This is a genomic window from Bradyrhizobium sp. A5, assembly GCF_042076515.1.
Classification (GTDB): domain Bacteria; phylum Pseudomonadota; class Alphaproteobacteria; order Rhizobiales; family Xanthobacteraceae; genus Bradyrhizobium; species Bradyrhizobium cosmicum.
The window spans coordinates 2,627,099-2,649,600 of the sequence record NZ_CP148990.1 but is presented as its reverse complement, the minus strand read 5'-3'; the positions used below and the strand labels follow the sequence as shown (position 1 = coordinate 2,649,600).

Genomic DNA, 22,502 nt, shown 5'->3' with positions numbered 1-22,502 from the left:
CCGGTCACATCCCCACCCCTCCCCGTCCCAGACCGGTTCGCGCGCGGCCAGGCTTCCCCCAAAGCCTGGCCGCAACTTTTTTGTGGATGCGCGGTCAGCCCTGTGACGACCACGGCACGCGCGCGGCGGTGAAATCGCGCCATGTGCCTCGCAAGGCAGGCTGCACACCCACCGATGCGCGCGCCTGCCAGCCAGCGATCGCCGCCGCCGCGATGGCGCTGTCAGGCCCGGCGACGAGCCCGTCGAGCAACGATGCCGTGACCGCCATGTCGTTGAAGGCGCCGAGTTCCTCCTGCAAAGCGGCAAGCCGGCGCGAGAATTTCCTCGCGGACTTGCGATCGGCGAACAGCGGCAGCAGGAACTCGCTGAGATAGCGCAGCCGCTTGGTCGCGAGCCGCACCCGGTGCAGCTCCGCCGCCGGAAGCGACTTGAAGCGGCGGCCGCGCTTGAGCACCTTCGCGTATTGCTCCGACAGGATGCGCTGCGCGAAGTTGACGGCGGGCTCGGAGAGCTGGCCGAGATCTTCGGCGGCAACGTCGTTGCGCCAGCCCCGCGTCTCGATCCATCCGCCGAGGCCGATCAGGAACATGGCGCAGCGGCGATCGCCGAGCGCATCATGCGCCTTGCGATAGGCATCGGACTGTCGACTGGCCGCGGCCCGGCCGAGCGCATCGAAGCCGGCGACCGCAGGACAGGCTCTTGCGATCGTCGGCAAGGTTTCGAGCTGGAACACGTCCCAGTCACGCGCGGCGGAGAGGTCCTGCGCCAGCCATTTGGCTTCCGATCGCAGCGCGTCGAGATTGCTCAGTGCACCCACCGATCGCATCAGATCGAGCGCCGATCGCAGCCGGCGCAGCGAAACACGCAGTTGATGCACGCCTTCCGGATTGCGGCCATCCTCGGCCGCAGGCAGTGACTGCAGCAGATGGAGGAAGCAGGAGCGCAGGATCGTCGAGAAGGCCTCATCGAGCGTCACGGACGGATCAAGGCGAAGCTTGCCCGGACGGCGGGCCGATGGCGGCGTATCGGCAGCGAGGTCGAAGCCACGCGCCGACTTGGTCCGGATCGACGGTTTCAGCGCCCCGTGCTCCGCCAGCCGCAACGCGATCTCGTAGATCGTGCTGGCGCTGCCGCTCTTCAATTCGAGCTCGATCTCGCTCACCGGCACGGAGCGATCGCCGGCGGTCAGCACGCCGTGGTCGAAGGCGATCTCGACGCTGCCCGCCGGGAGGTCGATCATCCGCGCGTGACGATGGACGTCGGCCGTGAAGACGGCTTCGAGCGGCTGCGTTTCAAGACGACCGCGAAGCTTCTCCGGAATGAAGGGCATCGCCAAAGCGAGATCGGGCGCGAGCGAGGCAACGCTCGCCTCCCACTCGCCGCGGCGCAACGGATCATCGGCAACGTCGGTCTTCACGGTCTGCACGAAGCGCGCGCCGCTCTGGCGCACGCGCAGGCTCAGACCGTTGCGCCGCAGCGCGCGGTCCGGCGTGTCGTAGTAGACGGACTTGAGATGTTTTCGCGAGCCCTTGTTGCGCGCGTTGCTCGCGATGACGGGCGCGGCGTTGAAATGTGCCATGCGATCGGCATCGACGAGAAGCTTGAGCTCGATTTCACCGGCGGGCCGCGCGGCGGCGTTCGACCGGGCCTTCTCAGGTGCAGCCGGCGCATCTTGCGATGGCGTCTGATCAACCACGGCACTCTCGAGGATCGCAGATTCCGCGTCAGATTCGGCCGGTTCAATCTGCCTGAGGAAGCCGGCGACGACTTGCGTCCTCTTGTTGTCCCTGGCGACAAGGTTCCCTTCCGGCGCGCTCTGGGTTTTGCGAGCCGGGCTTGCGTCTGATTTCAGCATTTCTGGTGACATGACAGTTCAATGACAGAGCCACATCCTATAGCCGGTGCGGCCGGCAAGGAATAGTCACGTTACGCCGCGGCGTATCATCGTCCACATGCGACACGTCGGCAGCAAACCTCGAAGCGGACTGTCATAATTCGGCTCGGCGTTACGGATAAAATTGCGGCGACCTGCAGCAAGTGATCGAATTACCAGCGAATCTTGCCGTTCTCGAAGCCGAGATGAATGCGTCAGCGAGTTTGACACATGCTAGCCGAGAAATTCTTTCTGGTTCTGGAGACGCTTAGAAGTCACGCCTCCGATGACAGACCAGAAATTGTGACAAGCCCGGTTGTCACAAGTCCTGTGCCACCTCCTGCGGTCCCGAAGGCCGAGTCGGGTTTGCGGCGCGCGGAGGAACGGCACCAAGCCTGATCCAAGAGATCGCAACGAGCACGCGACGCGATCACGCGCCCAGCACGTCCGCGAGCCGCAACTCGTCGGCGGCGGGAGCCTTCAGGAACAGCTCGGCCTCGATCTCGCGAAGATGCGACAGCATTTGCGCGCGTGCAGCCTGCTTGTCGCGCTTGCGGATCGCGCTGACGATGCTGGCATGATGATCGGTGCCGCAGGCCGGCGTGTCGTGACGGCGGTAGAGCAGGATGATGAGCGAGGAGCGCGCGATCAGCTCTTTCAGGAAGCCAAGATAGATGCTGTGGCCGCTCATCTCGGCGACGAGACGATGAAACTCGCCGGAGAGCCGGACCGAGGCGCGCGCGTCGCCGCGCAGCTCGGCGTCGCGCTCCTCGGTGAGATGGCGCTGGAGCCGATCGATCCAGGCCGGCGATACCGCGTCGACGGCATGGTCGACGATGGCGGGCTCGATCAGGCGGCGCGCCTCGAACACTTCGCGGGCATCGGCCGGCGTCGGCCGCGCCACGAAGGCGCCGCGGTTCTTCTCGATGTGGACGATGCCCTCGTGCGTCAGCTGCTGCAGCGCCGTGCGGACCAGCGTGCGGCTCGCGCCATAGATTTCACCGATCTCGTCCTCGCCGAGCTTGGTGCCCGGCAGCAGGCGATGCTCGAGGATCGCCGCGGTCACGCCTTCCCTGATCCGGCTGACGCGATCGCTCACGTCTGGGGCTTCGGATTTCGGTCGGGTCTTGGCGGCCATCAGTTTGAGAGGTTGGGTTTGAGGGCTCGATCGGCGAAGATCGCGCCGAATGTTAGTCGACGAGCTGTATCCAATCACAGGCGAAACATTATACAATCTGCGCCCGTTTTGTGTGCAGACCAGTGCTGACGCGGCAAGCCGCCTCGATGCGCCGGATTCGATCTAACAATCTGACTCCGCTTCACAGTTTTGGAATTTCAGCGGCCAAGGACGGTTGGCACGGACCTTGCGGAGAGAGGCGGGACGCATCGCCCTCGCCTCGGACACGCCATGGCCACTCCCGCCGCCCTCGAACTGGTCGCCGTCACCAAGCGCTACGATACGACGCTGGCGGTCGACACCGTCAATTTGAAGATTCCAGCCGGCACCTATTGCTGCCTGCTCGGCCCCTCCGGCTGCGGCAAGACCTCGACCCTGCGCATGATCGCGGGCCACGAGGCGGTCAGCGAGGGCGACATCATCCTCGGCGCGCAGAACGTCACCGATCTCGAGCCCGCCGAGCGCGGCACGGCGATGATGTTCCAGTCCTACGCCCTGTTTCCGCACCTGACGGTGCTCGACAACGTCGCGTTTGCCCTGAAAATGCGCGGCGTCGATCGCGCGACGAGGCACAAGCGCGCCGGCGAATTGCTCGAGCTGGTGGCGATGACGCCCTATGCGGCCCGGCTCCCGGCGCAGCTCTCCGGCGGCCAGCAGCAGCGCGTGGCGCTCGCCCGCGCGCTGATCACCGAGCCGCAGATCCTGCTGCTGGACGAACCGCTCTCCGCGCTCGACCCGTTCCTGCGGGTGAAGATGCGCGGCGAGCTGAAGCGGCTGCAGCGCGAGCTCGGCATCAGCTTCATCCAGGTCACCCACGGCCAGGAAGAGGCGATGGCCCTCGCCGACCACATCGTGGTAATGAACCAAGGCAGGATCGAGCAGCAGGGTACCGCGCGCGAGATCTTCCACCACCCCCGCACCGAATTCGTGGCGCGCTTCATCGGCGGCCACAACGTCCTCAGCGACGCCGGCAAACTCATCGCCGTGCGCGCCGATCAGCTCGGCATCGTGCCGTTCGTTGACGGCGCGTATGGCGCACCGGCGCTGCTGACCCAGACCGAGTACCAGGGCTCCTATATCGCCGTCTCGCTCACGCTGGACGACGGCACCGCCCTGTTCTCCCACCTCCCCGAGGCCGCTTTCGACGTTCACCCGTTCCGTCCGGGCGACCGCGTGCTGGCCACCTGGGATCCCGCCAAGGCGCAGCGCCTGCAATAGCGCCGTCATCTTAGAAAATGCGCAACACAGAGGAGTGAGCGATATGACCGAGACGACCAAGACGACCGGCGTCAGCCGCCGCACGCTATTGAAGAGCACTGCGGGTCTCGCTGGCCTCGCCGCCGGCTCCGGCGCGATCACCGGCTTTCCCTATGTTAAGTCGGCGGAGACCAAGGTGCTGCGCTATCTCGGCACCGCCGTGAACGAGGGCGACGACATCTCCAAGCAGTGCCTGAAGGACACCGGCATCAAGATCGAATACATCACCGCGACCACCGACGATGTCACCAAGCGCGTGATGACCCAGCCGAACTCCTTCGACGTGCTGGACACCGAATATTTCTCGCTGAAGAAGATCGTACCGTCGGGCAACATCCTTGCGCTCGATGCCAGGAAGATCAAGGAGTTCGGCAACATCACGCCCGTCTTCACCAAGGGTGAGACGCCCGGCGGCAAGAAGATCGGTGGCCAGGGCACCGCGCCCTGGAAGGTGCTCTATCTAGAAGGCAAGGACTCCAAGAAGTTCGCGACGTCGGCGACCGAATTCGTCACGCTGATCCCGACGGTCTACAACGCCGACACGCTCGGCATCCGCCCCGACCTGATCAAGCGTCCGATCAGCTCGTGGTCGGAACTGCTCAATCCTGAATTCAAGGGCAAGGCCTCGATCCTCAACATTCCCTCGATCGGCATCATGGATGCCGCGATGGTCGTGGAAGCCTCCGGCAAGTACAAATATGCCGACAAGGGCAACATGACCAAGGAAGAGATCGATCTCACCATGAAGGTGATGACCGAAGCCAAGAAGGCCGGCCAGTTCCGCGCGTTCTGGAAGGATTTTAATGAGAGCGTCAACCTGATGGCATCAGGTGAAACTGTCATTCAGTCGATGTGGTCGCCCGCGGTGACGAAAGTGCGCTCGATGGGGATTCCCTGCACCTTCCAGCCGCTCAAGGAAGGCTACCGCTCCTGGGCCTCGGGCTTCTGCGTCTCCAAGGGCGTGTCGGGTCCGAAGCTCGAATGGGCCTATGAGTTCGTCAACTGGTTCCTGTCTGGCTATGCCGGCGCCTATCTCAACCGCCAAGGCTACTACTCCGCCGTGCTCTCGACCGCGAAGGCGCACATGGAGCCCTACGAGTGGGCGTACTGGATGGAAGGCAAGCCCGCCGAGAAGGACATCAAGGCGCCCGACGGCTCGCTGCTGGAGAAGGCCGGCGCCGTGCGTGACGGCGGATCCTACGAGGACCGCATGGGCGGCGTCGCCTGCTGGAACGCCGTGATGGACGAGAACGACTACATGGTCCGCAAGTGGAATGAGTTCATTGCGGCGTGATGGACATGTCGGAAGAAGTTCTGCAACAGGCATCCCCGGGATTGATCCCGGGGTCGGGCACGGCGCGCGCCGCAAAGCCGACGCACCTGTCGCCATCCATCATCTCCTGGCTCCAGTCCGGGCCGATGATGCTGGTGTTTCTCGCCTTCTTCCTCATTCCGCTCGTCTTCGTCATCATCGTCTCCTTCTGGGACTACAACGAATACCAGCTGTTGCCGGCTTTCTCCGGCCGCGGCTACACCGATACATTCGAGGGCTGCATCGACAAGCTGCCCGAGCTCTGCACGATCGGCCGTACCTATGTGATGACGCTGAAGCTGTGCTTCATGGTCTGGGCCATCACCCTCTTCATCGGCTTCTGGGTCGCCTACTTCCTCGCCTTCCACGTCAAGTCCAAGACCTGGCAGATGGGATTGTCGCTGCTCTGCACGATCCCGTTCTGGACCTCCAACGTGATCCGCATGATCGCCTGGATCCCGCTGCTGGGGCGCAACGGCCTCGTAAACTCAGGACTGGTCAAGAGCGGATTGATCAACCAGCCGCTGGAATGGCTGCTGTTCTCCGAATTCTCCGTGGTGCTGGCGCTGGTCCACCTCTTCACATTCTTCATGGTGGTGCCGATCTTCAATTCGATGGTGCGCATCGACAAGTCGCTGATCGAGGCCGCCTACGACGCCGGCGCGACCGGCTTCCAGACGCTGGTCAACGTCATCATTCCACTCGCAAAACCAGGCATCGTGATCGGCTCGATCTTCGTCATCACCATCGTGATGGGCGACTTCATCACCATCGGCGTGATGGGCGGCCAGCAGATCGCGGCCGCGGGCAAGATCATCGAGACGCGGGTGAACGCGCTGCAATTCCCGGCCGCAGCCGCCAACGCCGTGATCCTGCTCGCCATCACCTTCCTGATCATCTCCATGATGTCGCGCATCGTCGACATCAAGAAGGAGCTCTAGAGCATGAAGGAAGGACGCCCGCGCTCGTTCTACGTGCTCGCGATCTTCTTCGCGGCCTATGTGCTGTTCCTCTACGGGCCGATGATCGCGATCTATGTGCTGTCGTTCCAGGGACCGCAGGGCGGCCTCACCTTCCCGATGAACGGCGTGTCGACGTTCTGGATCGCCAAACTGTTCCAGGGCACCGGCATCGTCGATCTCGGCGCGGCGTTCCGACGCTCGCTGCTGCTCGGCATCATCGTGATGATCGTCACCGTCGTGCTGTCGGTCGCCGCCGGCATGGCCTTCCGCCGCAAGTTCAGGGCGCAGAGCATCCTGTTCTACTCGGCGATAGCGAGCCTGATCGTGCCCTCGATCATCACGTCGCTCGGCATCTCGCTCGAATTCCGCATCATCGACGACCTGATCAAGGCGCACTGGAACGAAAATTTCGAGACCTCGATGGGCCTGCTCACCTCGGGCCTCGGCGCGCATCTGACCTGGACGCTGCCGTTCGGCCTTCTCATCATGTTCGCGATCTTCAACCGCTTCGACCCTCGGCTCGAGGAAGCCGCGCGCGATCTCGGCGCGACGCCGTGGCAGGCCTTCCGTGATGTCGTGCTGCCGATCATCCTGCCCTCGGTGATCGGTATCGGCCTGTTCGGCTTCACGCTGTCCTGGGACGAGCTCGCGCGCTCCAGCCAGGCGATCGGGGCCGTGAATACATTGCCGCTGGATCTGCAGGGCCTCACCACCACCGTGACGAACCCCGACATCTATGCGCTCGGCACCGTGATTTCGGCCGTCTCGTTCACGGTGATCACGCTTGCGCTCGGCACCATCCACGTGCTGAACAAGCGGCAGGCGGCCAAAGGCTCGGACGCCGGCAAGGGACTTGTCTGATCGCGATGCGACTTCACGTCGTCAATCCCAACACCACCGCGTCGATGACGGCGAAGATCGCCGCTGCGGCGCGTAGCGTCGCGCTGCCCGACACCGTGATCGACGCGCGCCAGCCTGCGATGGGCCCGGTCTCGATCGAGGGCTTTTACGACGAGGCCTTTGCCGTCCCCGGCATGCTCGGCTGCATCCGTGACGCCGACCGCGACGGCGCGGACGCCCACATCATCGCCTGCTTCGACGACACCGGCCTCGATGCCGCACGCGCCGCCGCGAAGGCGCCGGTGATCGGCATTGGCGAGGCCGGCTTCCACATGGCGAGCCTGATCGCAGCGCGCTTTGCGGTGGTGACCACGCTCGGGGTCTCCGTCGTGCCGATCGAGCATAATCTGCGGAAATACGGTCTTGCCGAGCGCTGCGCCCGCGTCCGCGCCGCCGACGTCCCGGTGCTCGCGCTCGAGGAGCGCAACACCGATGCGCTCGCAAAGATCTCCGCGGAGATCACGGCCGCGATCCGCGACGACCGCGCGGAAGCCATCGTGCTCGGCTGCGCCGGCATGGCCGATCTCGCCGCCGAGCTTGCCGCCAGTCACGGCCTACCCGTGGTCGACGGCGTCGCCGCAGCCGTGACGCTGGCGGAATCGCTGGTGCGGCTCGGACTGACGACGTCGCGGCTCGGGCCCTACGCGGCGCCGCGGTCGAAGACTTACTCCGGAATGTTGTCGAGCTTCGAGCCGTAAGCGTTGCACACAGTGCTGCTCTACGCGGGAGCGGCGTGTCTTGTCGGCAACATCTGGATCCTTTTGCGGCTGCGAGTTCCGCGATTGTTGCAGCCGATACCGTGAACTGCGAGCTTGCCGTAATTGATTTGCAGATTCGGGGCGCGCGGTGGGGCTGAACGCGGTGAAATACTTGATCTCGACGGTTGCCGGGACACTGGCATGGGCCGCTTTGGCGGGTTCGGCGCTGGCCGCGGACATGGCGACGAAAGCGCCGCCGGCGGTGCCGTCATGGTCTGGATTCTACGCCGGCGTTTCGCTCGGCGCGCGCTGGGCAGCCAGCGACTGGCAGACATCCGACATCGCCCCGAGTTTCGGCGCCGGCGCGTTCGTACCGACGGCCGGCACCGGTGGCGCAATCGAAAGCGTCGCGGCCAGGTTCGGAGGCTATCTCGGCTACAACGCACAGATCTCGAGATCCTGGGTCGCCGGCGTCGAGGCCGATTTCGGGTGGGCCGACAACAAGAAGACGACGAATCCTGTACCGGGGACGGCTGGGCTCTTCTTCGGCGCCCCTTTAGTCGGCCTTCCATCCGGCACCGCGAAGGAAACATGGGACGGCAGCCTCCGTGGCCGTCTCGGCTATCTCGTCGGGCCCGCCACACTGGTCTACGGCTCTGGCGGCGTAGCGTGGCACCGCCTTGAGCTGAACGCCAATTGCACCGTGGTTCCCGGAAACTCCTTCTGCTTCGGCAGTGCTCACAATGAAACCTATGCATCGACCAGAGTCGGCTGGACCCTCGGCGGCGGTGTCGAGCACATGATTGGCGGCAATTGGCTTGCGCGCGTCGATTACCGCTATGCCGATTTCGGGACTTGGACCCAGACTTTCTTCACCGCAGGGGGAGTAGGGATCGGGTTCGACGACCGCTTCACCGCCCGCGTCAAGGACCGCACACACACCGCGACGGTCGGCATCGCCTACCGATTCTGATTCGGATCACTGCCTGGCGCGGCCTTGATCGATCAGGCTGGCACCGCTTCCCCGGATAGGGCGCCAGCGATCCGGCTTGAGCCGGACACGGCGCTAGAGGTAGTAAAAAACCTCTTTTTCCGCTCATTGCGTAGATCTGGGCAAACCAGCCTCTTTTTGGTCCCAATTGTTGCCGAACAGTAACGCTTTCGGGACGCCCCGGCGGCTTTCGGCTTGCCGGTCTTCGCCACTCACCAAGTTTCAATTTGGGTTTTGTCAGCGATGATCGATCTCGCAGAGGACTCACGATCCCACCCCCTCCTTCGCCTTGGCGCCCAGCCCATCGCGCTGACCGCCGCCGCCCTTCTCCTGCTGATCGCCGGCGTGACCTCGATCGCGATCTGGCGTGCCTACACTGGTGCAGTTCCTGAGCCTGATCGGGTGGTGGCGTCGCGGCAGCTTCAGGCTCGCACCGCACAGGCCTCCGAGCAGCTGGTCGAGAAGACCAAGGGACTTGAGGCGACCCAGCAGGAATCGATCGACCAGCTGCAGGTCGTGCAGGACCAGCTCCAGACGATGAAGCGGCTGATGGCGGCGCAGCAAGCCGACACCAAGCGCCTATCCGAGCAGGTCACCACGCTGAATGAGTCCATCGACAATCTGCGGCAGTCATTTGCCAGCGCCAGGGCGACCGAGGTAGAAACTCCCTCGGTTACCCGCAGGAAACCTGCTCGGCATCAGGCTAGCGTGCGAAAACGCGGCAAATCGCGCAGCTGACCGGACATCGACGCAATTGGACTATTATTTTCGCCGCTTGTGAACTGGATCACATTTGCCCGTATGATTCCGCGCGATGGTAGTGGTTACCGGATGGCGTGAGCCGATTTCAATGTCCGGGGCTGGCAAGGTCGTTGACGGTATATTGCGTCAACGGCCTTGTTTTTTAACGGCCTGGCCCGGCGTCGCTACTACTCGCAAACATCCACGCGACGGTATCGCCAGCCTGACGGCGTCATGACGCGCTTCCGCACCACGTAGCAGCCACCATAGCCGCCATCGTCATAGCCGGTACCGTAGTAATAGGGGCCGCCGTAACCATAGCCGTAGCCGTAATAGCCGCCGTAGTAGCCGGCGCCGGCGATACCTGCCCCGATCGCGAGCCCAGGCCAGAAACCACGGCCACGCCATCCGCCACCGTGCCAGCCGCCACCGCCGTGCCAGCCCCCGCCGCCGTGGAAGCCGCCACCATGCCCGAAACCACCCCGAGCCTGGGCCGCCTGCGGCGCCGACAGCCCGACCGCGGTGACGGCCAGAGCCGCCATCATCACCTTGCGTAACATACTCGATCCTCCGCGTGGACACGCTCCACGCCTCAAAGCAGGGAGCAAGCTAGCCCTATCAGGGCATTCCTGACAGCCAAGCTGCCTCACTTCCGCGCGAGCATCAGCAGCCGCGGCAGATGCTCTTCAGCTTCTTGTCGAGGACGCGGTTTTCGGCATTGACCGCGGCGTCAGTGGGTCCCACCTGTGCCGGCGCCGGTGGTGCCACCGGGAGACACACCGGACGATTGGGCCGTGCCAAGGCTGTTGGTGCCAGGCGCGGGTGCGGGAGAGTTTGCGACGCCTCCGGCCGATCCGCTCGAGCCGGATGCACCGTCGGTTGCTTGTGCGAACGACACCGCCGGCATCGCCGCGAGACTGAGGATCACGATCAACGTCTTCGTTGAAACGGTTGCAGGCGAATTGGCCATCGGAAATTCTCCTTTGGCAGTCAACGGCCCGGATCACGACCCGTTCCTGAACAAATGCCGCCGCATCAGCTTGAGCCAAGGGAGGCTGGCACGATCATGCGCAAACTGATCGCGTTCGACGAGGACACGTTCGACAAGCTGAAGCAATTGGGACGCGACAGGATGGGGACGCTGCAGGAGCTCGCCGACGAAGCCTTCGCCGACCTCTTGAAGAAGCACGGCATCCCCGTCGATCTCAGTGACGCCCTGCGCAAGAGCGCCCGGCTCGGCGGCGACGCCAAGACGACGGCGCGTCCCAAAACCAGAAAGGCCAGATCACGATGACCGACCGCGATCCTTTTGCAGAGGGCGAACGCGCCGCGCGCGACGGCATTCCGGCCGAGGCCAATCCTTATTCAGGCGGCAGCGACGAGCATGCGCTGTGGTCGGCCGGACACGAGAAGGTCGCAGGCGCAATCGAAGCGGGCGAGTCCGAAGGCAGCTGAGTTCAGCCGATCCGCTTCAGGCCCTTCTTGAAGCGCGGACCGTTGGCGACGTAGAACCTCGCCGCGCTTCCCATCTTCTGCACCTGCGCGTCGTCGAGCGTGCGGATCACGCGCGCGGGCGAGCCGATGATCAGGGAGCGCTCGGGAAACTCCTTGCCCTCGGTGATGACGGAGCCGGCGCCGACGATGCTGTTGCGGCCGATCTTCGCGCCGTTCATCACGATCGAGCCCATGCCGATCAGCGCGCCCTCCTCGATGGTGCAACCGTGCAGGATGACGTTGTGGCCGACGGTGCAGTTCCTGCCGATGACCAGGGGAAAGCCGAGATCGGTGTGGCAGGTCGAGCCGTCCTGCACGTTGGCGCCCTCGCCGATCTCGATCCACTCATTGTCGCCGCGCAGCACCGCGCCGAACCAGACGCTCGCGCCCGGTTTCAGGCGCACACGGCCGATCACGGTGGCGGTCTCCGCGATGAAGTAATCGCCGTCGGCGGGAAGATCGGGCGCCTGCCCGTCGAGCTCATAGATCGCCATGGAGGTCTCCTGTCATTTTGACCCCAGCCATAGCGAAACGGTGGCCCTGAAGCAAAGGGCCCGGCCCGGATGCCCGCGTCAGCCCAGCACGCCGGTCGCGCGCAGCGTCATCAGGAAGAAGGTCCCGCTCATCATGCTCCAGAAGCCGGCGATGACGGTCGCCATCATCACGAATTCCACGCGGCGGCTTTCCACCTGCATGCCGCGCAGCGTGTTGCGCATGATGATGAAGGGCGCCGCGAACACCAGGAACGGAACCGCGGCAAAGGTCTTCGGCGCCACGCCATCCTGCAACAGGGCGAACCCGGCGGGCCGCTGTGCGAGCGCCTGGTATCCGTTCACGAGCGCGCCCGCGAGCGCGAAACCGATGCAGATCGAGAAGAAGGTATTGAGAGCTTCAGGTGTCATCGGAACGGTCCGCCCTTACGCAACGCCGGAGCCTTCCTGTGACAAATAGTGCCGGTTAACGCTACCTTATCCTTAAGCGAAGGTTAACGCCGCCACCCCATCCGCGCAGGGCCCTCCCCCATGCCCACAGCCGGGAATGCTCCGCGAAATCGCCGCCGCATGGCATATTCGCCGCTGATTCGTCGGCCATCGGCCGACCTCCGGCTGCTCGCGCAACTCATGACGGTGTTTTCGGCAACCTCTTCCCGGTCCTCCAGGACGCGCCCCCGGGCGCATGTCGTCCCGATTGTGCTCGGCGGCGCTGCCGCGGTGTGCGCGGTCGCGCTCGTCGCCTACCTGCTGTGGCCGACCTGGGGCGCGGGCGGCGCGAACGCGCCGGACAAGCTGCCGGTCAGCGTCGGCGGCACACTGTTCAACCTGCCGGCGGCCGCGATCCGGATGAAGATCCAGCGGCACTCCGGACCGCAGGAGCGCATCGACCTCGATTTCCTGTATCCCTCGCTGGAGCCGCCTGGCGTACCGAAGCATGTCACCGCCGACAGCGTCGACGCGACGATGCAGCCGATCGATCGCATCTTCCTGTCGATCGCAGCGCATCACGATACGCTGGCGCCCGAGCAGCGCACGGCCACGATCTATCCGCGCTATTTCGACCAGGCCGCAACGATGCCCGCCGACGGGCTGACGATGCGGATGTTCCGCGGCGACACGCCCTATGGCAGCGAGGATTTCTATTCCGCTGCAAGCCCTGCCCTGACCGCGCGCTGCACGCGCGATGCGGCCACGCCGGGCATGTGCCTGTCGGACCGCCGCGTCGGCGGCGCCGACCTCACCTTCCGCTTTCCGCGGAGCTGGCTGTCGCAATGGCACGACGTTGCGGACGCGATGGAGAAGCTGACGGCGCAGTTGCGCGGGCCGAAGGGCTGAGCGCAGCGTCTCTGTCCTCTCCGATGTCGGCTTGCAGCGATGGGCTGGAGCCTCCCGACTAAAAAATCGAAAACAACCCCATGCACAGTAGCGAAGTATCGGCAGTATTTAATGTTTCGTCTTTTTCGAAATTCGACTTGACCCGTCGGGCAAAACAGGCGCATGATGCCATCATGGGACGATCGACTTGAACGAGGCGGCAAGCCATATCCCACCCGGCGCCCAATTGCTGGGACGCGAATGGCTCGGCTTTGACGAGAGCGGGCGTTCGCTGATCCGCTTCCAGGCCCAGCCGGCTTTCACCAACAGGCACGGGACGATCCAGGGCGGATTTCTGGCGGCGATGCTGGATTCTGCCACCGGGATCTGTGCGCTGGCCGCGCTCTCATCCGGGCTGACCGTCGTCACGAGTAGTCTGGATACACGGTTCCTGAAGCCCGCGGCGGTCGGCCCCATCACGGCACGTGCGCGCATCGTCGAACAGACGGATCGCGAGATCGTCGTGCAAGCCGACCTCGTCGATGCCAGCGGCATCACTGTCGCTGATGCCACAGCGCGGCTGCGCGTTCTTGCGAAGAGATAGAGTTACGAGGCCGCGGCGCCAGCCGCGGAAATGGCATCCGTCAGTGCGAGCGGTGTGGAGCAATCCAGCCTGCTTCCGCGGAGGGACTCTGGATTGCTCGCTTCGCTCGCAATGACGAAAGAATTATTCCTGATCGACGAGATCGTCTTCGAGGATCGCCATCTGGAACTGGAACGAGCGATCATCGTCCTCGTCGTCGACGAAGAGCACACCGATGAATTCCTCGCCGATATAGACCTCGGCGGAATCATCCTTCTTCGGCCGCGGCACGACGCGGATCTTGGGATTGCCGAATACGCGCTTCAGATACGCATCTAGCTTTCTGACTTCTTTGACGTCCACGGCAAGTCTCCGATCGAAATTGGTCGGCGGGTTTTAGGACGAGACGCGACGAACCGCCAGCATGAATTGCCAAAGAATTTGGGGACGAAAAGAGCTGGAGATTCCGGCCCTCAACTCACGAGATCAAATCCCCATCCTAGAGTCCCGTGGCGTTGATCATCTGATCCATGGTGCGCGACGGCTCCGCGCAGCCGGCTTCGCCGACGATCTTGGCGGGCACGCCGGCAACGGTGACGTTGTGCGGCACCGGCTTGACCACGACCGAGCCCGCGGCGATGCGTGCGCAATGGCCGATCTCGATGTTGCCGAGAATCTTCGCGCCGGCGCCGATCAGCACGCCGTGGCGAATCTTCGGATGACGGTCCTCGTTCTCCTTGCCGGTGCCGCCGAGCGTGACGCCGTGCAGGATCGAGACGTCGTCCTCGATCACCGCCGTCTCGCCGCAGACGAATCCGGTGGCGTGGTCGAGGAAGATGCCGCGGCCGATGCGCGCGGCGGGATTGATGTCGGTCTGGAACACCGCGGATGCGCGGCTCTGGAGATAATACGCGAAATCCTTGCGGCCCTTCAGCCAGAGCCAGTGCGCGAGGCGATGGGTCTGGATCGCGTGAAAGCCCTTGAAGTAGAGCAAGGGATCGATGAAGCGCGAGGTCGCGGGATCGCGATCGTAGACGGCGACGAGATCGGCGCGGAAGGCGTTGCCGAGATCGGGATCGTCGCGCAGCGCCTCGTCATAGGTCTGGCGCACCAGATCGCCCGACAGCGCTGAGTGATCGAGCCGGTCGGCGACACGATGGATCACCGAATCTTCCAGGCGGCCGTGATGCAGCACCGTCGAATAGATGAAGGTCGCAAGCTCGGGCTCGCGGTGGACGATGTCTTCCGCCTCGCCGCGAATCCGATCCCAGATCGGATCGAGGGACGCGAGCTTTCCTCCCGGATTGACCTGATGCACTGCCATGGGTTTTCTCTCTGGGATCTGCTCTTTCGAATGGGCTCGTTTTGCGGGCTCTATAACACAGTCTAGGCGACAAAGTCCTGACGGGCTTGCCTGAGAGTGAACAGTGCCTTGCCCCGCGAAAGCATGCCAACGCCTTGAAACACAATAGCTTCTTCTGACGCCCCCAGGCGGCAAGGTCGGCTCAAAATGGTCAGGGTTTTGGCAAATTCAAGCCATGCGGCCTCAAACTATTGGTGAATTCTATTCCAGCGGCTATTGCGGACATGGTCCGGAAGAGGACGGAGCGGATTTGACCACCACCACCGATCATTGGCCCGGCCTCGCCGCGGGCTCGTTCTGGCCGCGGCTGGCGGCGGTGGCGTTGCCCCTCCTCATGATCGCGCCGGCATTCTGGAACGGCTATCCGCTACTGCAATGGGATACCGGCGGCTATCTGGCGCGCTGGTACGAAGGTTATCTCGTCCCCAGCCGCTCCACCGTGTTCGGCCTCTATCTGCATTATGGCGAGAGTTTCGGCTTCTGGATCAACATCGCCATCCAGTCGCTGGCGACGCTGTGGCTGTTGCAGTTCACCTTGCGCGTGCTCGGCCTGATGCAGACCTTTCGCTTCGTCGCGATCAGCCTCCTGCTGATCCTGTCGACCGCGCTGCCCTGGCTCGCCAGCATGCTGCTCACCGACATTTTTGCCGGACTCTCGATTCTGTCGCTATTCCTGCTGGTCGTCGGCGCAAGCCGAACCTCGGCACTCGAAAAGATCGCGCTGTTCGTCTTCACGGCCTTTGCCGCCGCGACCCACAGCGCCACGCTCGGCGTGCTGCTCGGGCTCTGCCTCGCCGGCTGGATGGCGCGGCCGTTCCTCGGGCGCCGTCTCCCGATCGCCGGACTGGCGCAGGCGAGCCTGACGATCGTCGCCGGCGGCCTGATGCTGGTGTCGGCGAACCACGCACTGTCGGGCAAATGGGCCTGGACCCCCGGCGGCACCGGCGTCGCCTTCGGCCGCATGATGCAGGACGGCATCGTCGCGCGCTTTCTTGGCGACCACTGCCCGCGCGAACACTTCAAGCTCTGTCCCTATCGCAACGAACTGCCGGCGACCGCCGACCAGTTCCTGTGGGGCAACAGCATGTTCAACACGCTCGGCCGCTTCGAAGGCATGGACGACGAGATGGGCACCATCGTCGTGGAGTCGCTGAAGGACTATCCGGCATGGCAGGCCGCCGAGGCCTTGCGCGCGATGGGCCAGCAATTGCTGCATGTGGCGACCGGCGAAGGCACCACCGTCTGGATTCCGCACACCTACGGCATCATCGAGCGTTACATTCCCTCGCAGACCGCGCCGATGCGCGCCGCGCGCCAGCAGAACTGGGAGCTCAACTTTGACGTCATCAACCGGCTGCACGTTCCTGTCGCACTGATCTCGATGCTGGGACTGGTGGCCCTGCTCGCGCATTCGCTCGCGCGCCGCCGGCTGGACGATCTGACGCTGCTGGCGGCCACCGTCGCACTGGCGCTGCTCGGCAACGCCTTCATCTGCGCCGCGATATCGGGCCCTCACGACCGCTACGGCGCGCGGATGGTGTGGGTCGCGACTTTCGTGGTGCTGATGGCGCTGGCGCGGCGGTTTGGGGACGATGTCAGAGCGCGATGAGACTGGGATGGAGTATCGGAAATCTTCCAAAGATCGACAATCTCTTGCCTGGCTACCTCACGTCTAGGCACACACTCTCAATTCCCCCACGCCTGCGAAGTCAGTTCGTGCCCCGGCGCTGACAATCAGTCTGCCCAATTCATTTTGTGAATTGCGTTCTTAAAGTTCTGCCGGTCGCGGGATCGAGCCAGACGGCATAGCAACTCATACTATTGGCCCGGACTAGGTCGCCATCCAGCCTGACCGCAACAAAGCAGTCGCTCGGATCATTTGTAGGAAGTTTGGCCCTCCACCTGACGCGCCCATCGGGTTCCAAGCACACCAAATTCTCATCTGGTCCCGAGCCCTTCTCCCAATCAAAGACAACCAAGCGGCCAGCGATGTTAGGGAGATCAACAGACGTGTAAATGTCTCGCATATCCGAAAGCCTAGCCCTCAGTTGGCGGTCTATCAAGGCAAGCTAGCATTGTCTCTTGTTGCCCTTTGCCGACGTTCCCACCCGCTTCGATCTGAGCGCGTAGGATGGGTAGAGCGCCAGCGAAACCCATCAATCCGTTCGACGCTGGAGAAGCATGATGGGTTTCGCAAAGGGCTCAACCCATCCTACTCAGACTACTGGCCCATAGCTGGCCTACAGCCGCGCTCGGGCCAACGTCCGCAAGTGACCCTGGCTGTGTGAAAACGCCATTGCGCTGCTATGATTCTCTCGATGATTCTCGGGAGAGAATTGATGAGGCGCTTCATTGAAGAGGCGGATCGTGGGCAGTCGACGCTGCTGCCCGAATGCCTCGATGATTTCATTGACGAAGGCAACCCGGTTCGCGTGATCGACGTGTTTGTCGATGCGCTCGATTTGGCGGAAATGGGCTTCGATGGGGTGGCCCCGGCGGCGACCGGACGGCCGTCGTACCATCCTTCGGTGCTCCTGAAGCTTTACATCTACGGTTATCTAAACCGGGTTCAGTCGAGCCGGCGGTTGGAGCGAGAGGCCGGCCGCAATGTCGAGGTGATGTGGTTGCTGGGCCGGCTCGTGCCTGATCACAAGACGATCGCGGACTTCCGCAAGGACAACAGCCTGGGGCTACGCAAGGTATGTGCGCGCTTCGTTGAGCTTTGTCGTGAGATGGGCCTTCTCGCGACGGCGAGTGTTGCCATCGATGGCAGCAAGTTCAAGGCCGTTAACAACCGGGACAGGAACTTCACGCGGGCAAAGGTGGAGCGGCGGCGTGCCCAACTGGAGGAGAGCGTCGCCCGCTATCTGAGCCAGCTTGACACCACCGACCGGCAGGAGCCGACCGAAGCGCTGGCCGCGAAGGTGACAAGGCTCAAGGAGAAGCTGGCGAAGGTGAAAGAGCAAATGGGCAAGCTTGCCGTCTACGAGAAGCAGATGCTGGCTTCGCCCGACCAGCAGATATCTCTGACAGATCCCGACAGCCGCTCGATGGCAACCAGCGGCCGCGGCTCGGGCGTCGTCGGCTACAACGTGCAGGTCGCTGTGGATACCGATCATCACCTGATCATTACCCATGAGGTGACGAACAGCGGCTCGGATCGGGCGCAACTCGCCAATATGGCCAGGCAGGCAAAGACTGTACTGCAGACCGAGACCCTCGAGGCCGTTGCCGACCGCGGCTACTTCAGCAGCCCGGAGATCCTCGCCTGCCACGAGGCCGGCATCACGGTAACCCTGCCCAAGCCGATGACTTCGGGCGCCAAGTCGGACGGACGCTTCGGCAAGCAGGACTTTGTCTATTTGCCGGAGGACGACGCCTATCGTTGTCCGGCCGGGGAGCGGTTGCCGTATCGCTATACAAACGAAGAAGCCGACAAGATGCTGCGGCGCTACTGGACCAACGCCTGCAAGAATTGTTCGATCAAAACCCAGTGCACGCCCGGGTCCGAGCGACGGATCACGCGATGGGAACACGAGCATCTGCTCGACGCCGTGCAGCAGCGGCTCGATGCGAACCCGCTCGCCATGCGACTACGTCGCGAGACCGTCGAGCATCCGTTCGGCACCATGAAGGCGCGCATGGGTGCGACCCACTTCCTGACCAAAACCCTCCCAAAAGTAGCCGCCGAAATGGCCCTCTCGGTTCTGGCCTACAATCTGACCCGGGTTATGAACATCGTTGGGACCAAGCCGTTGATGGCCGCGATCGTGGCCTGACGCCGAACCGGTCCGGCTTTCTCCCCGGCTTTCCCGGGATGGAGTTTTTACACGGCCAAGACCCTTAGCTGACTTCGTTGGATGGCGGCCTGATCCAACAGATTTCGCGAACGACAATCGCCAGCGCCGAGGAGCGATAGTAAGCGGCTCTTGCCCGATAGTTGCCCGGCCGTAACGTCAGGGCCTCATGGTTGCTGCGCAACCCTCGATCCGATGCATCTATCAGCCACATCGCACCGGACGCGCCTGTCTCAAATTCAAGCCGCTCGGCGTTTGGGCTCTCCAACTGGTCCCGCAGTTCTGGCGTGTGCAACGCAGGCTCGATGAGTCGTTCGTCATCGACGCCAAGCCATTGAACGAGAAAGCCTCTGTCAACTTGGCCATCGGAGAACCATGCTATGTCGCCCTGATCGCCAGATAACACAACGGCGTTGCCTTGGTGACAGGGGATTGATCCCAGCCAAGTTGTTATTCTGCACGCACGAGCATAGTCACTTTGGTCAGTCTGATCCCTTTGATCTCGCCATCGCTCTATACCCTGCCAAAAAGGCAGTTGTTCGTCAGCAATCAGCAGATGAGGACCGCCGGTTGTCGCTATCCACGTGTGGGTTCGCATCATGCGTCGGACGATAGCAGATATTTCTCCTATTGGGCCCTTAGCCGACGTTCCCACCCGCTTCGATTTGAGGTCCCATAGCCGCCCCTTAGCGGACTCCAGATTTCTGCGATTGAAGGAGTGGATGACTCCCCGAAAGGAGTGGACGCCCCTCTGTGATGCAGGGCTATCGCATGTGGTGTGCACCATGCGGCAACATCGGCAGTTGGCTCCCTCCTCCGCTTGCGGGAGAGGGTTGGGGAGAGGGTGTCTCCGCGTCGGGATTGTCGAGAATTGCGGAGGATGTCCCTGTGTGGTGAGAACCCTCACCCGCCGCGCGCGGGACGATGCTTCGCATCGCCCGGGGCGCGTCGGCCTCTCCCGCAGGCGGGAGAGGCGGAGCAAGCCCCCCGGTCCTCGTGAAATCCATATGCGATTGCCTTGCCTCGTGATGGGACATTCAAGACAAGCCGCCGACAATCTCATCGCCTCAGACAACGGGCCTCAGCCGCGGCGTGACAGGAAGTCGAGCACGCCTGATTTATACACCTTGTCGCCGACCGCGCGCATGTGGTCGCGATTGGGGATGTCGAGCACTTCCGAGCCCGGAATGATCGCACCGAGCGCGCTAGCGGAGCCCGCGACGTCGTCGGTCGAGCCGACCGCAATCAGCACGGGCACGTCGATGCGCGCGGCCTGCTCTTTCGTCATGAGGTCGCGCGTGCCGCGCAGGCAGGCGGCCAGCGCCTTGCGGTCGGAACGGGTCTGATCGGCAAAGGCGCGAAAGGTGCGGCCGACGGGATCGGTGACGTCGTCGAGCGAGGGCGCTTCCAGCGCCTTCGCGACGTTCTCGCCGGGCCCGGAGCCCTCGATCAGGCCGCCGATGCCGATGCCGCCGAGGATGGCCGAGCGCAGGCGCTGCGGCTGGTTGAGACCGAGCCAGGCCGTCATGCGTCCGCCCATCGAATATCCCATGATGTCGGCCTGCGGGATCGCGAGATGGTCCATCAGCGCGAGCACGTCGCCGGCCATGGTCGGGATCGAATATTGCGCGGGGTCGTAGAGCTTCGCACTTTCACCGTGGCCGCGATTGTCCAGCGCGATGACGCGGCGGCCGTTCTTGCGCAGTTCCGAGACCCAGGTCGGGTAGACCCAGTTCACGTTCTTGCTGGAGGCAAAGCCGTGCACCAGGACGATCGGGTCGCCCTCGCCTTCGTCGAGATAGGCAATTTCAACGGCGCCGTTGTGAAAGCTCGGCATCATCAGTTCCGGTATTGAGGGGAGAGATTGATCCTAGGCGGTCAGCGCCGCGTTCGCCAGAGCGGCTTCAGTGGCGATCTGCGCCCGGCGCAGCCGCCGCGCCCGCCTGCGATCGCACCAGGCCTGGGTGACGCGCTCGGTGGTCGCCTTGATCGACGACACCAGGCCGAACAGCGTCAGGGCCGCGCCGAACAGCCAGAGCGCCAGGTCGAACGCGCCGCCGACGAGCAGCAGCGCGCCGCGGCCGAGCAGCTTCATGATCGCGCGGGTCTTGCCGCCCTGCGCTTCCGCAAGCCGTGCCGCGCGCGCGACATCCTTCGGGCCTTCGGCGATGCGCAAGCTGTCCATGGCGCCGCGCGTGCCGGTCTTCTCGGCAACGCGCGTGACGTCCTTGCCGAGCCGGACCAGCGCGCCGGCCTTCTCGGCTCGGAACGCGGCCTTGATCGCACTGACGGTCTCGCCCGGACGGAACACCGAACCCCTGGCGACCGCGCTCTGCAGCATGGGCGTGTCGACGACCTCGCGCGCGGACCGGCCCGCCCACACGGCGAGCCCTTCACCGAGCCGCCCGACTTTCCGCGCATCCTTCACCAGCGTCAGACCGGCGCGCACCGGCGCCGCGCCACCGACCGACACGTAGGTCACGGCCGTCACCGCAAGGCCCGCAGTCGCAAGGCCGAGCACGAGGTGGTCGGTGTCCTCGCCCATCGCGAGGTGCTTGCCCTCGCGCACGACGTCCCTGACATCGCCGATCACAAAGAGATCGCCGGCCACCGTCCCTGACAGGCTCGCGACATCGTCGGCATTTCCGGTGACGAGGCCGGTGGCAAACCGTTTGGCAAAATGCGCGGTGGAATTCTCGGCCTTGACCGCATCGCTCACGCGGCTCAGCAGATCGTCTGAAAGCGCGATATTGCGGTCACGCGCCAGCGCCACGAAGCTGTCGGCGAGGTCGGCATCACCAGCAGCGAGCGCGGCCTCGATATTGTCCTGCACCAGATGGTCGCCCTGCCGCAGCAGCGCGTCGAGCTTGAGCTCGGACAACGCGGCCGGATCGTCCTGGGCAGCGAAAATCGCGCCGGCCTCGCGGGCATGCGGCGCCACCTGCGCGAGCAGGAAGCCGCAGGCTGCAATCCCGGTCAACGCTGTGCTGATTCGCAGCCACTTCATGCAGAGAGCCTGGATGCTTGCCTGTGGTTGGTCTTTCGTCGCAATCCCGCTTGTCCACAGACATAGTATGCCAAAATTGCGACACAACGTCCCCGACGAAAGAAGGGCTTCTCTCAAGCCGCAAGATTGTGTCGAATTTGCATGAGCAAATGAGCATGGGGCGATTGCGAACCTTTCGGTTCCGCTGGACTAGCAATCAGCTGCACCCGCCAGTATGGTCCGCGGCGCCTCAAAGATGCCGCGTCAGTTCTCGATTGTGTCTGCCGCCATTGCCACTCCAGGATGAACTACGATGTCCGACCATGTCGTCCCGCACTTCCACAACGATGCCGGTGTTCCCGTCATCGAGATCGGCTCGCAAGAGTTCATGTGCGTCGGCGCCAACCCTCCGTTCGACCATCCGCACGTCTTCCTGGACCTCGGCAACGACAACGAGATCATCTGCCCCTACTGCTCGACGCTGTACCGCTTCGCCGCCGACCTGAAGCCGGGTGAAGCCCGTCCGCCGGAATGCGTGCTGAAGGACAAGGTGGCCTGAC

The 22,502-nt window shown here is 63.7% G+C and carries 24 protein-coding genes and 1 pseudogene; 14 read left to right on the top strand and 11 right to left on the bottom strand.

Features of this window, described 5'->3' with window-relative positions:
* Positions 1-94: 94 nt before the first annotated feature.
* Together WHZ77_RS12595 and WHZ77_RS12590 are read right to left on the bottom strand one after the other, a co-directional pair.
* A complete protein-coding gene (locus WHZ77_RS12595; protein ID WP_375313947.1) occupies positions 95-1,855 on the bottom strand; it encodes a CHAD domain-containing protein in 1,761 nt (586 codons plus the stop codon).
* Positions 1,856-2,303: 448 nt separating this feature from the next.
* A complete protein-coding gene (locus WHZ77_RS12590) occupies positions 2,304-3,011 on the bottom strand; it encodes a GntR family transcriptional regulator (RefSeq protein ID WP_375313946.1) in 708 nt (235 codons plus the stop codon).
* 270 nt (positions 3,012-3,281) lie between these two features.
* On the opposite strand from WHZ77_RS12590, the gene WHZ77_RS12585 reads away from it, so the two are divergent.
* The 7 genes from WHZ77_RS12585 (at position 3,282) to WHZ77_RS12555 (ending at position 9,908) form a co-directional block, all read left to right on the top strand.
* Positions 3,282-4,268 carry an ABC transporter ATP-binding protein gene (locus WHZ77_RS12585; protein ID WP_375313945.1) on the top strand — a complete coding sequence of 329 codons (987 nt, stop codon included), beginning with the start codon at positions 3,282-3,284 and terminating at the stop codon, positions 4,266-4,268.
* Positions 4,269-4,311: 43 nt separating this feature from the next.
* Entirely contained in the window at positions 4,312-5,601 is a 1,290-nt protein-coding gene (locus WHZ77_RS12580; protein ID WP_375313944.1) for a PotD/PotF family extracellular solute-binding protein, read from the top strand.
* Entirely contained in the window at positions 5,601-6,560 is a 960-nt protein-coding gene (locus WHZ77_RS12575; RefSeq protein ID WP_375314712.1) for an ABC transporter permease, read from the top strand. The genes WHZ77_RS12580 and WHZ77_RS12575 overlap by 1 nt, the downstream gene beginning before the upstream one ends.
* Positions 6,561-6,563: 3 nt before the next feature.
* A complete protein-coding gene (locus WHZ77_RS12570) occupies positions 6,564-7,442 on the top strand; it encodes an ABC transporter permease (RefSeq protein ID WP_375313943.1) in 879 nt (292 codons plus the stop codon).
* Between the two features lie 5 nt (positions 7,443-7,447).
* Positions 7,448-8,179, top strand: coding sequence for an aspartate/glutamate racemase family protein (locus WHZ77_RS12565; protein WP_375313942.1), 732 nt, complete (start codon positions 7,448-7,450; stop codon positions 8,177-8,179).
* 172 nt (positions 8,180-8,351) lie between these two features.
* Complete coding sequence (locus tag WHZ77_RS12560; protein ID WP_375313941.1) at positions 8,352-9,152, top strand: outer membrane protein; 801 nt, start codon at positions 8,352-8,354, stop codon at positions 9,150-9,152.
* 261 nt (positions 9,153-9,413) lie between these two features.
* Positions 9,414-9,908, top strand: a complete 495-nt coding sequence (locus WHZ77_RS12555; protein ID WP_375313940.1) for a hypothetical protein — start codon at positions 9,414-9,416, stop codon at positions 9,906-9,908.
* 191 nt (positions 9,909-10,099) lie between these two features.
* On the opposite strand, the gene WHZ77_RS12550 is transcribed toward WHZ77_RS12555, so the two are convergent.
* On the bottom strand, positions 10,100-10,471 hold the full coding sequence (locus tag WHZ77_RS12550) for a hypothetical protein (RefSeq protein WP_375313939.1): 372 nt from the start codon (positions 10,469-10,471) through the stop codon (positions 10,100-10,102).
* Positions 10,472-10,574: 103 nt separating this feature from the next.
* Positions 10,575-10,881, bottom strand: a pseudogene (locus tag WHZ77_RS12545) (hypothetical protein).
* A 96-nt stretch (positions 10,882-10,977) separates the two neighbouring features.
* Between WHZ77_RS12545 and WHZ77_RS12540 the strand changes: the two are divergent.
* Both WHZ77_RS12540 and WHZ77_RS12535 read left to right on the top strand, forming a co-directional pair.
* Complete coding sequence (locus WHZ77_RS12540; RefSeq protein WP_375313938.1) at positions 10,978-11,205, top strand: hypothetical protein; 228 nt, start codon at positions 10,978-10,980, stop codon at positions 11,203-11,205.
* Complete coding sequence (locus tag WHZ77_RS12535; protein ID WP_375313937.1) at positions 11,202-11,366, top strand: hypothetical protein; 165 nt, start codon at positions 11,202-11,204, stop codon at positions 11,364-11,366. Before WHZ77_RS12540 ends, WHZ77_RS12535 begins: the two co-directional genes overlap by 4 nt.
* Positions 11,367-11,368: 2 nt before the next feature.
* Here the strand turns inward: WHZ77_RS12535 and WHZ77_RS12530 are convergent, their stop codons facing one another.
* Together WHZ77_RS12530 and WHZ77_RS12525 are read right to left on the bottom strand one after the other, a co-directional pair.
* A complete protein-coding gene (locus tag WHZ77_RS12530) occupies positions 11,369-11,899 on the bottom strand; it encodes a gamma carbonic anhydrase family protein (RefSeq protein WP_375313936.1) in 531 nt (176 codons plus the stop codon).
* Between the two features lie 78 nt (positions 11,900-11,977).
* Positions 11,978-12,307, bottom strand: coding sequence for a hypothetical protein (locus WHZ77_RS12525; RefSeq protein ID WP_375313935.1), 330 nt, complete (start codon positions 12,305-12,307; stop codon positions 11,978-11,980).
* Positions 12,308-12,526: 219 nt separating this feature from the next.
* On the opposite strand from WHZ77_RS12525, the gene WHZ77_RS12520 reads away from it, so the two are divergent.
* Both WHZ77_RS12520 and WHZ77_RS12515 read left to right on the top strand, forming a co-directional pair.
* A complete protein-coding gene (locus tag WHZ77_RS12520; RefSeq protein WP_375314711.1) occupies positions 12,527-13,234 on the top strand; it encodes a hypothetical protein in 708 nt (235 codons plus the stop codon).
* A gap of 187 nt (positions 13,235-13,421) precedes the next feature.
* Complete coding sequence (locus tag WHZ77_RS12515) at positions 13,422-13,817, top strand: PaaI family thioesterase (RefSeq protein WP_375313934.1); 396 nt, start codon at positions 13,422-13,424, stop codon at positions 13,815-13,817.
* A 123-nt stretch (positions 13,818-13,940) separates the two neighbouring features.
* Here WHZ77_RS12515 and WHZ77_RS12510 read toward each other — a convergent pair whose 3' ends face one another.
* Positions 13,941-14,159: a DUF3126 family protein gene (locus WHZ77_RS12510; protein WP_007602550.1), complete on the bottom strand. Its 219-nt coding sequence runs from the start codon at positions 14,157-14,159 to the stop codon at positions 13,941-13,943.
* Between the two features lie 136 nt (positions 14,160-14,295).
* Complete coding sequence (gene cysE, locus WHZ77_RS12505) at positions 14,296-15,120, bottom strand: serine O-acetyltransferase (protein ID WP_015685202.1); 825 nt, start codon at positions 15,118-15,120, stop codon at positions 14,296-14,298.
* 289 nt (positions 15,121-15,409) lie between these two features.
* On the opposite strand from cysE, the gene WHZ77_RS12500 reads away from it, so the two are divergent.
* On the top strand, positions 15,410-16,768 hold the full coding sequence (locus WHZ77_RS12500; protein ID WP_375313933.1) for a hypothetical protein: 1,359 nt from the start codon (positions 15,410-15,412) through the stop codon (positions 16,766-16,768).
* A 730-nt stretch (positions 16,769-17,498) separates the two neighbouring features.
* Positions 17,499-18,938: an IS1182 family transposase gene (locus tag WHZ77_RS12495; protein ID WP_375311387.1), complete on the top strand. Its 1,440-nt coding sequence runs from the start codon at positions 17,499-17,501 to the stop codon at positions 18,936-18,938.
* A gap of 64 nt (positions 18,939-19,002) precedes the next feature.
* Here the strand turns inward: WHZ77_RS12495 and WHZ77_RS12490 are convergent, their stop codons facing one another.
* The 3 genes from WHZ77_RS12490 to WHZ77_RS12480 form a co-directional block, all read right to left on the bottom strand.
* A complete protein-coding gene (locus WHZ77_RS12490) occupies positions 19,003-19,554 on the bottom strand; it encodes an Imm21 family immunity protein (RefSeq protein WP_375314710.1) in 552 nt (183 codons plus the stop codon).
* 483 nt (positions 19,555-20,037) lie between these two features.
* The gene (locus tag WHZ77_RS12485; RefSeq protein WP_375313932.1) at positions 20,038-20,793 is read right to left on the bottom strand and encodes an alpha/beta fold hydrolase; all 756 of its coding nucleotides are present in this window, start codon (positions 20,791-20,793) and stop codon (positions 20,038-20,040) included.
* Positions 20,794-20,826: 33 nt separating this feature from the next.
* The gene (locus tag WHZ77_RS12480; RefSeq protein ID WP_375313931.1) at positions 20,827-21,963 is read right to left on the bottom strand and encodes a hypothetical protein; all 1,137 of its coding nucleotides are present in this window, start codon (positions 21,961-21,963) and stop codon (positions 20,827-20,829) included.
* A 292-nt stretch (positions 21,964-22,255) separates the two neighbouring features.
* Here WHZ77_RS12480 and WHZ77_RS12475 point away from each other — a divergent pair, with 292 nt between their 5' ends.
* Positions 22,256-22,501, top strand: a complete 246-nt coding sequence (locus tag WHZ77_RS12475; protein ID WP_008562814.1) for a zinc-finger domain-containing protein — start codon at positions 22,256-22,258, stop codon at positions 22,499-22,501.
* The last annotated feature ends 1 nt before the right edge of the window (position 22,502 follow it).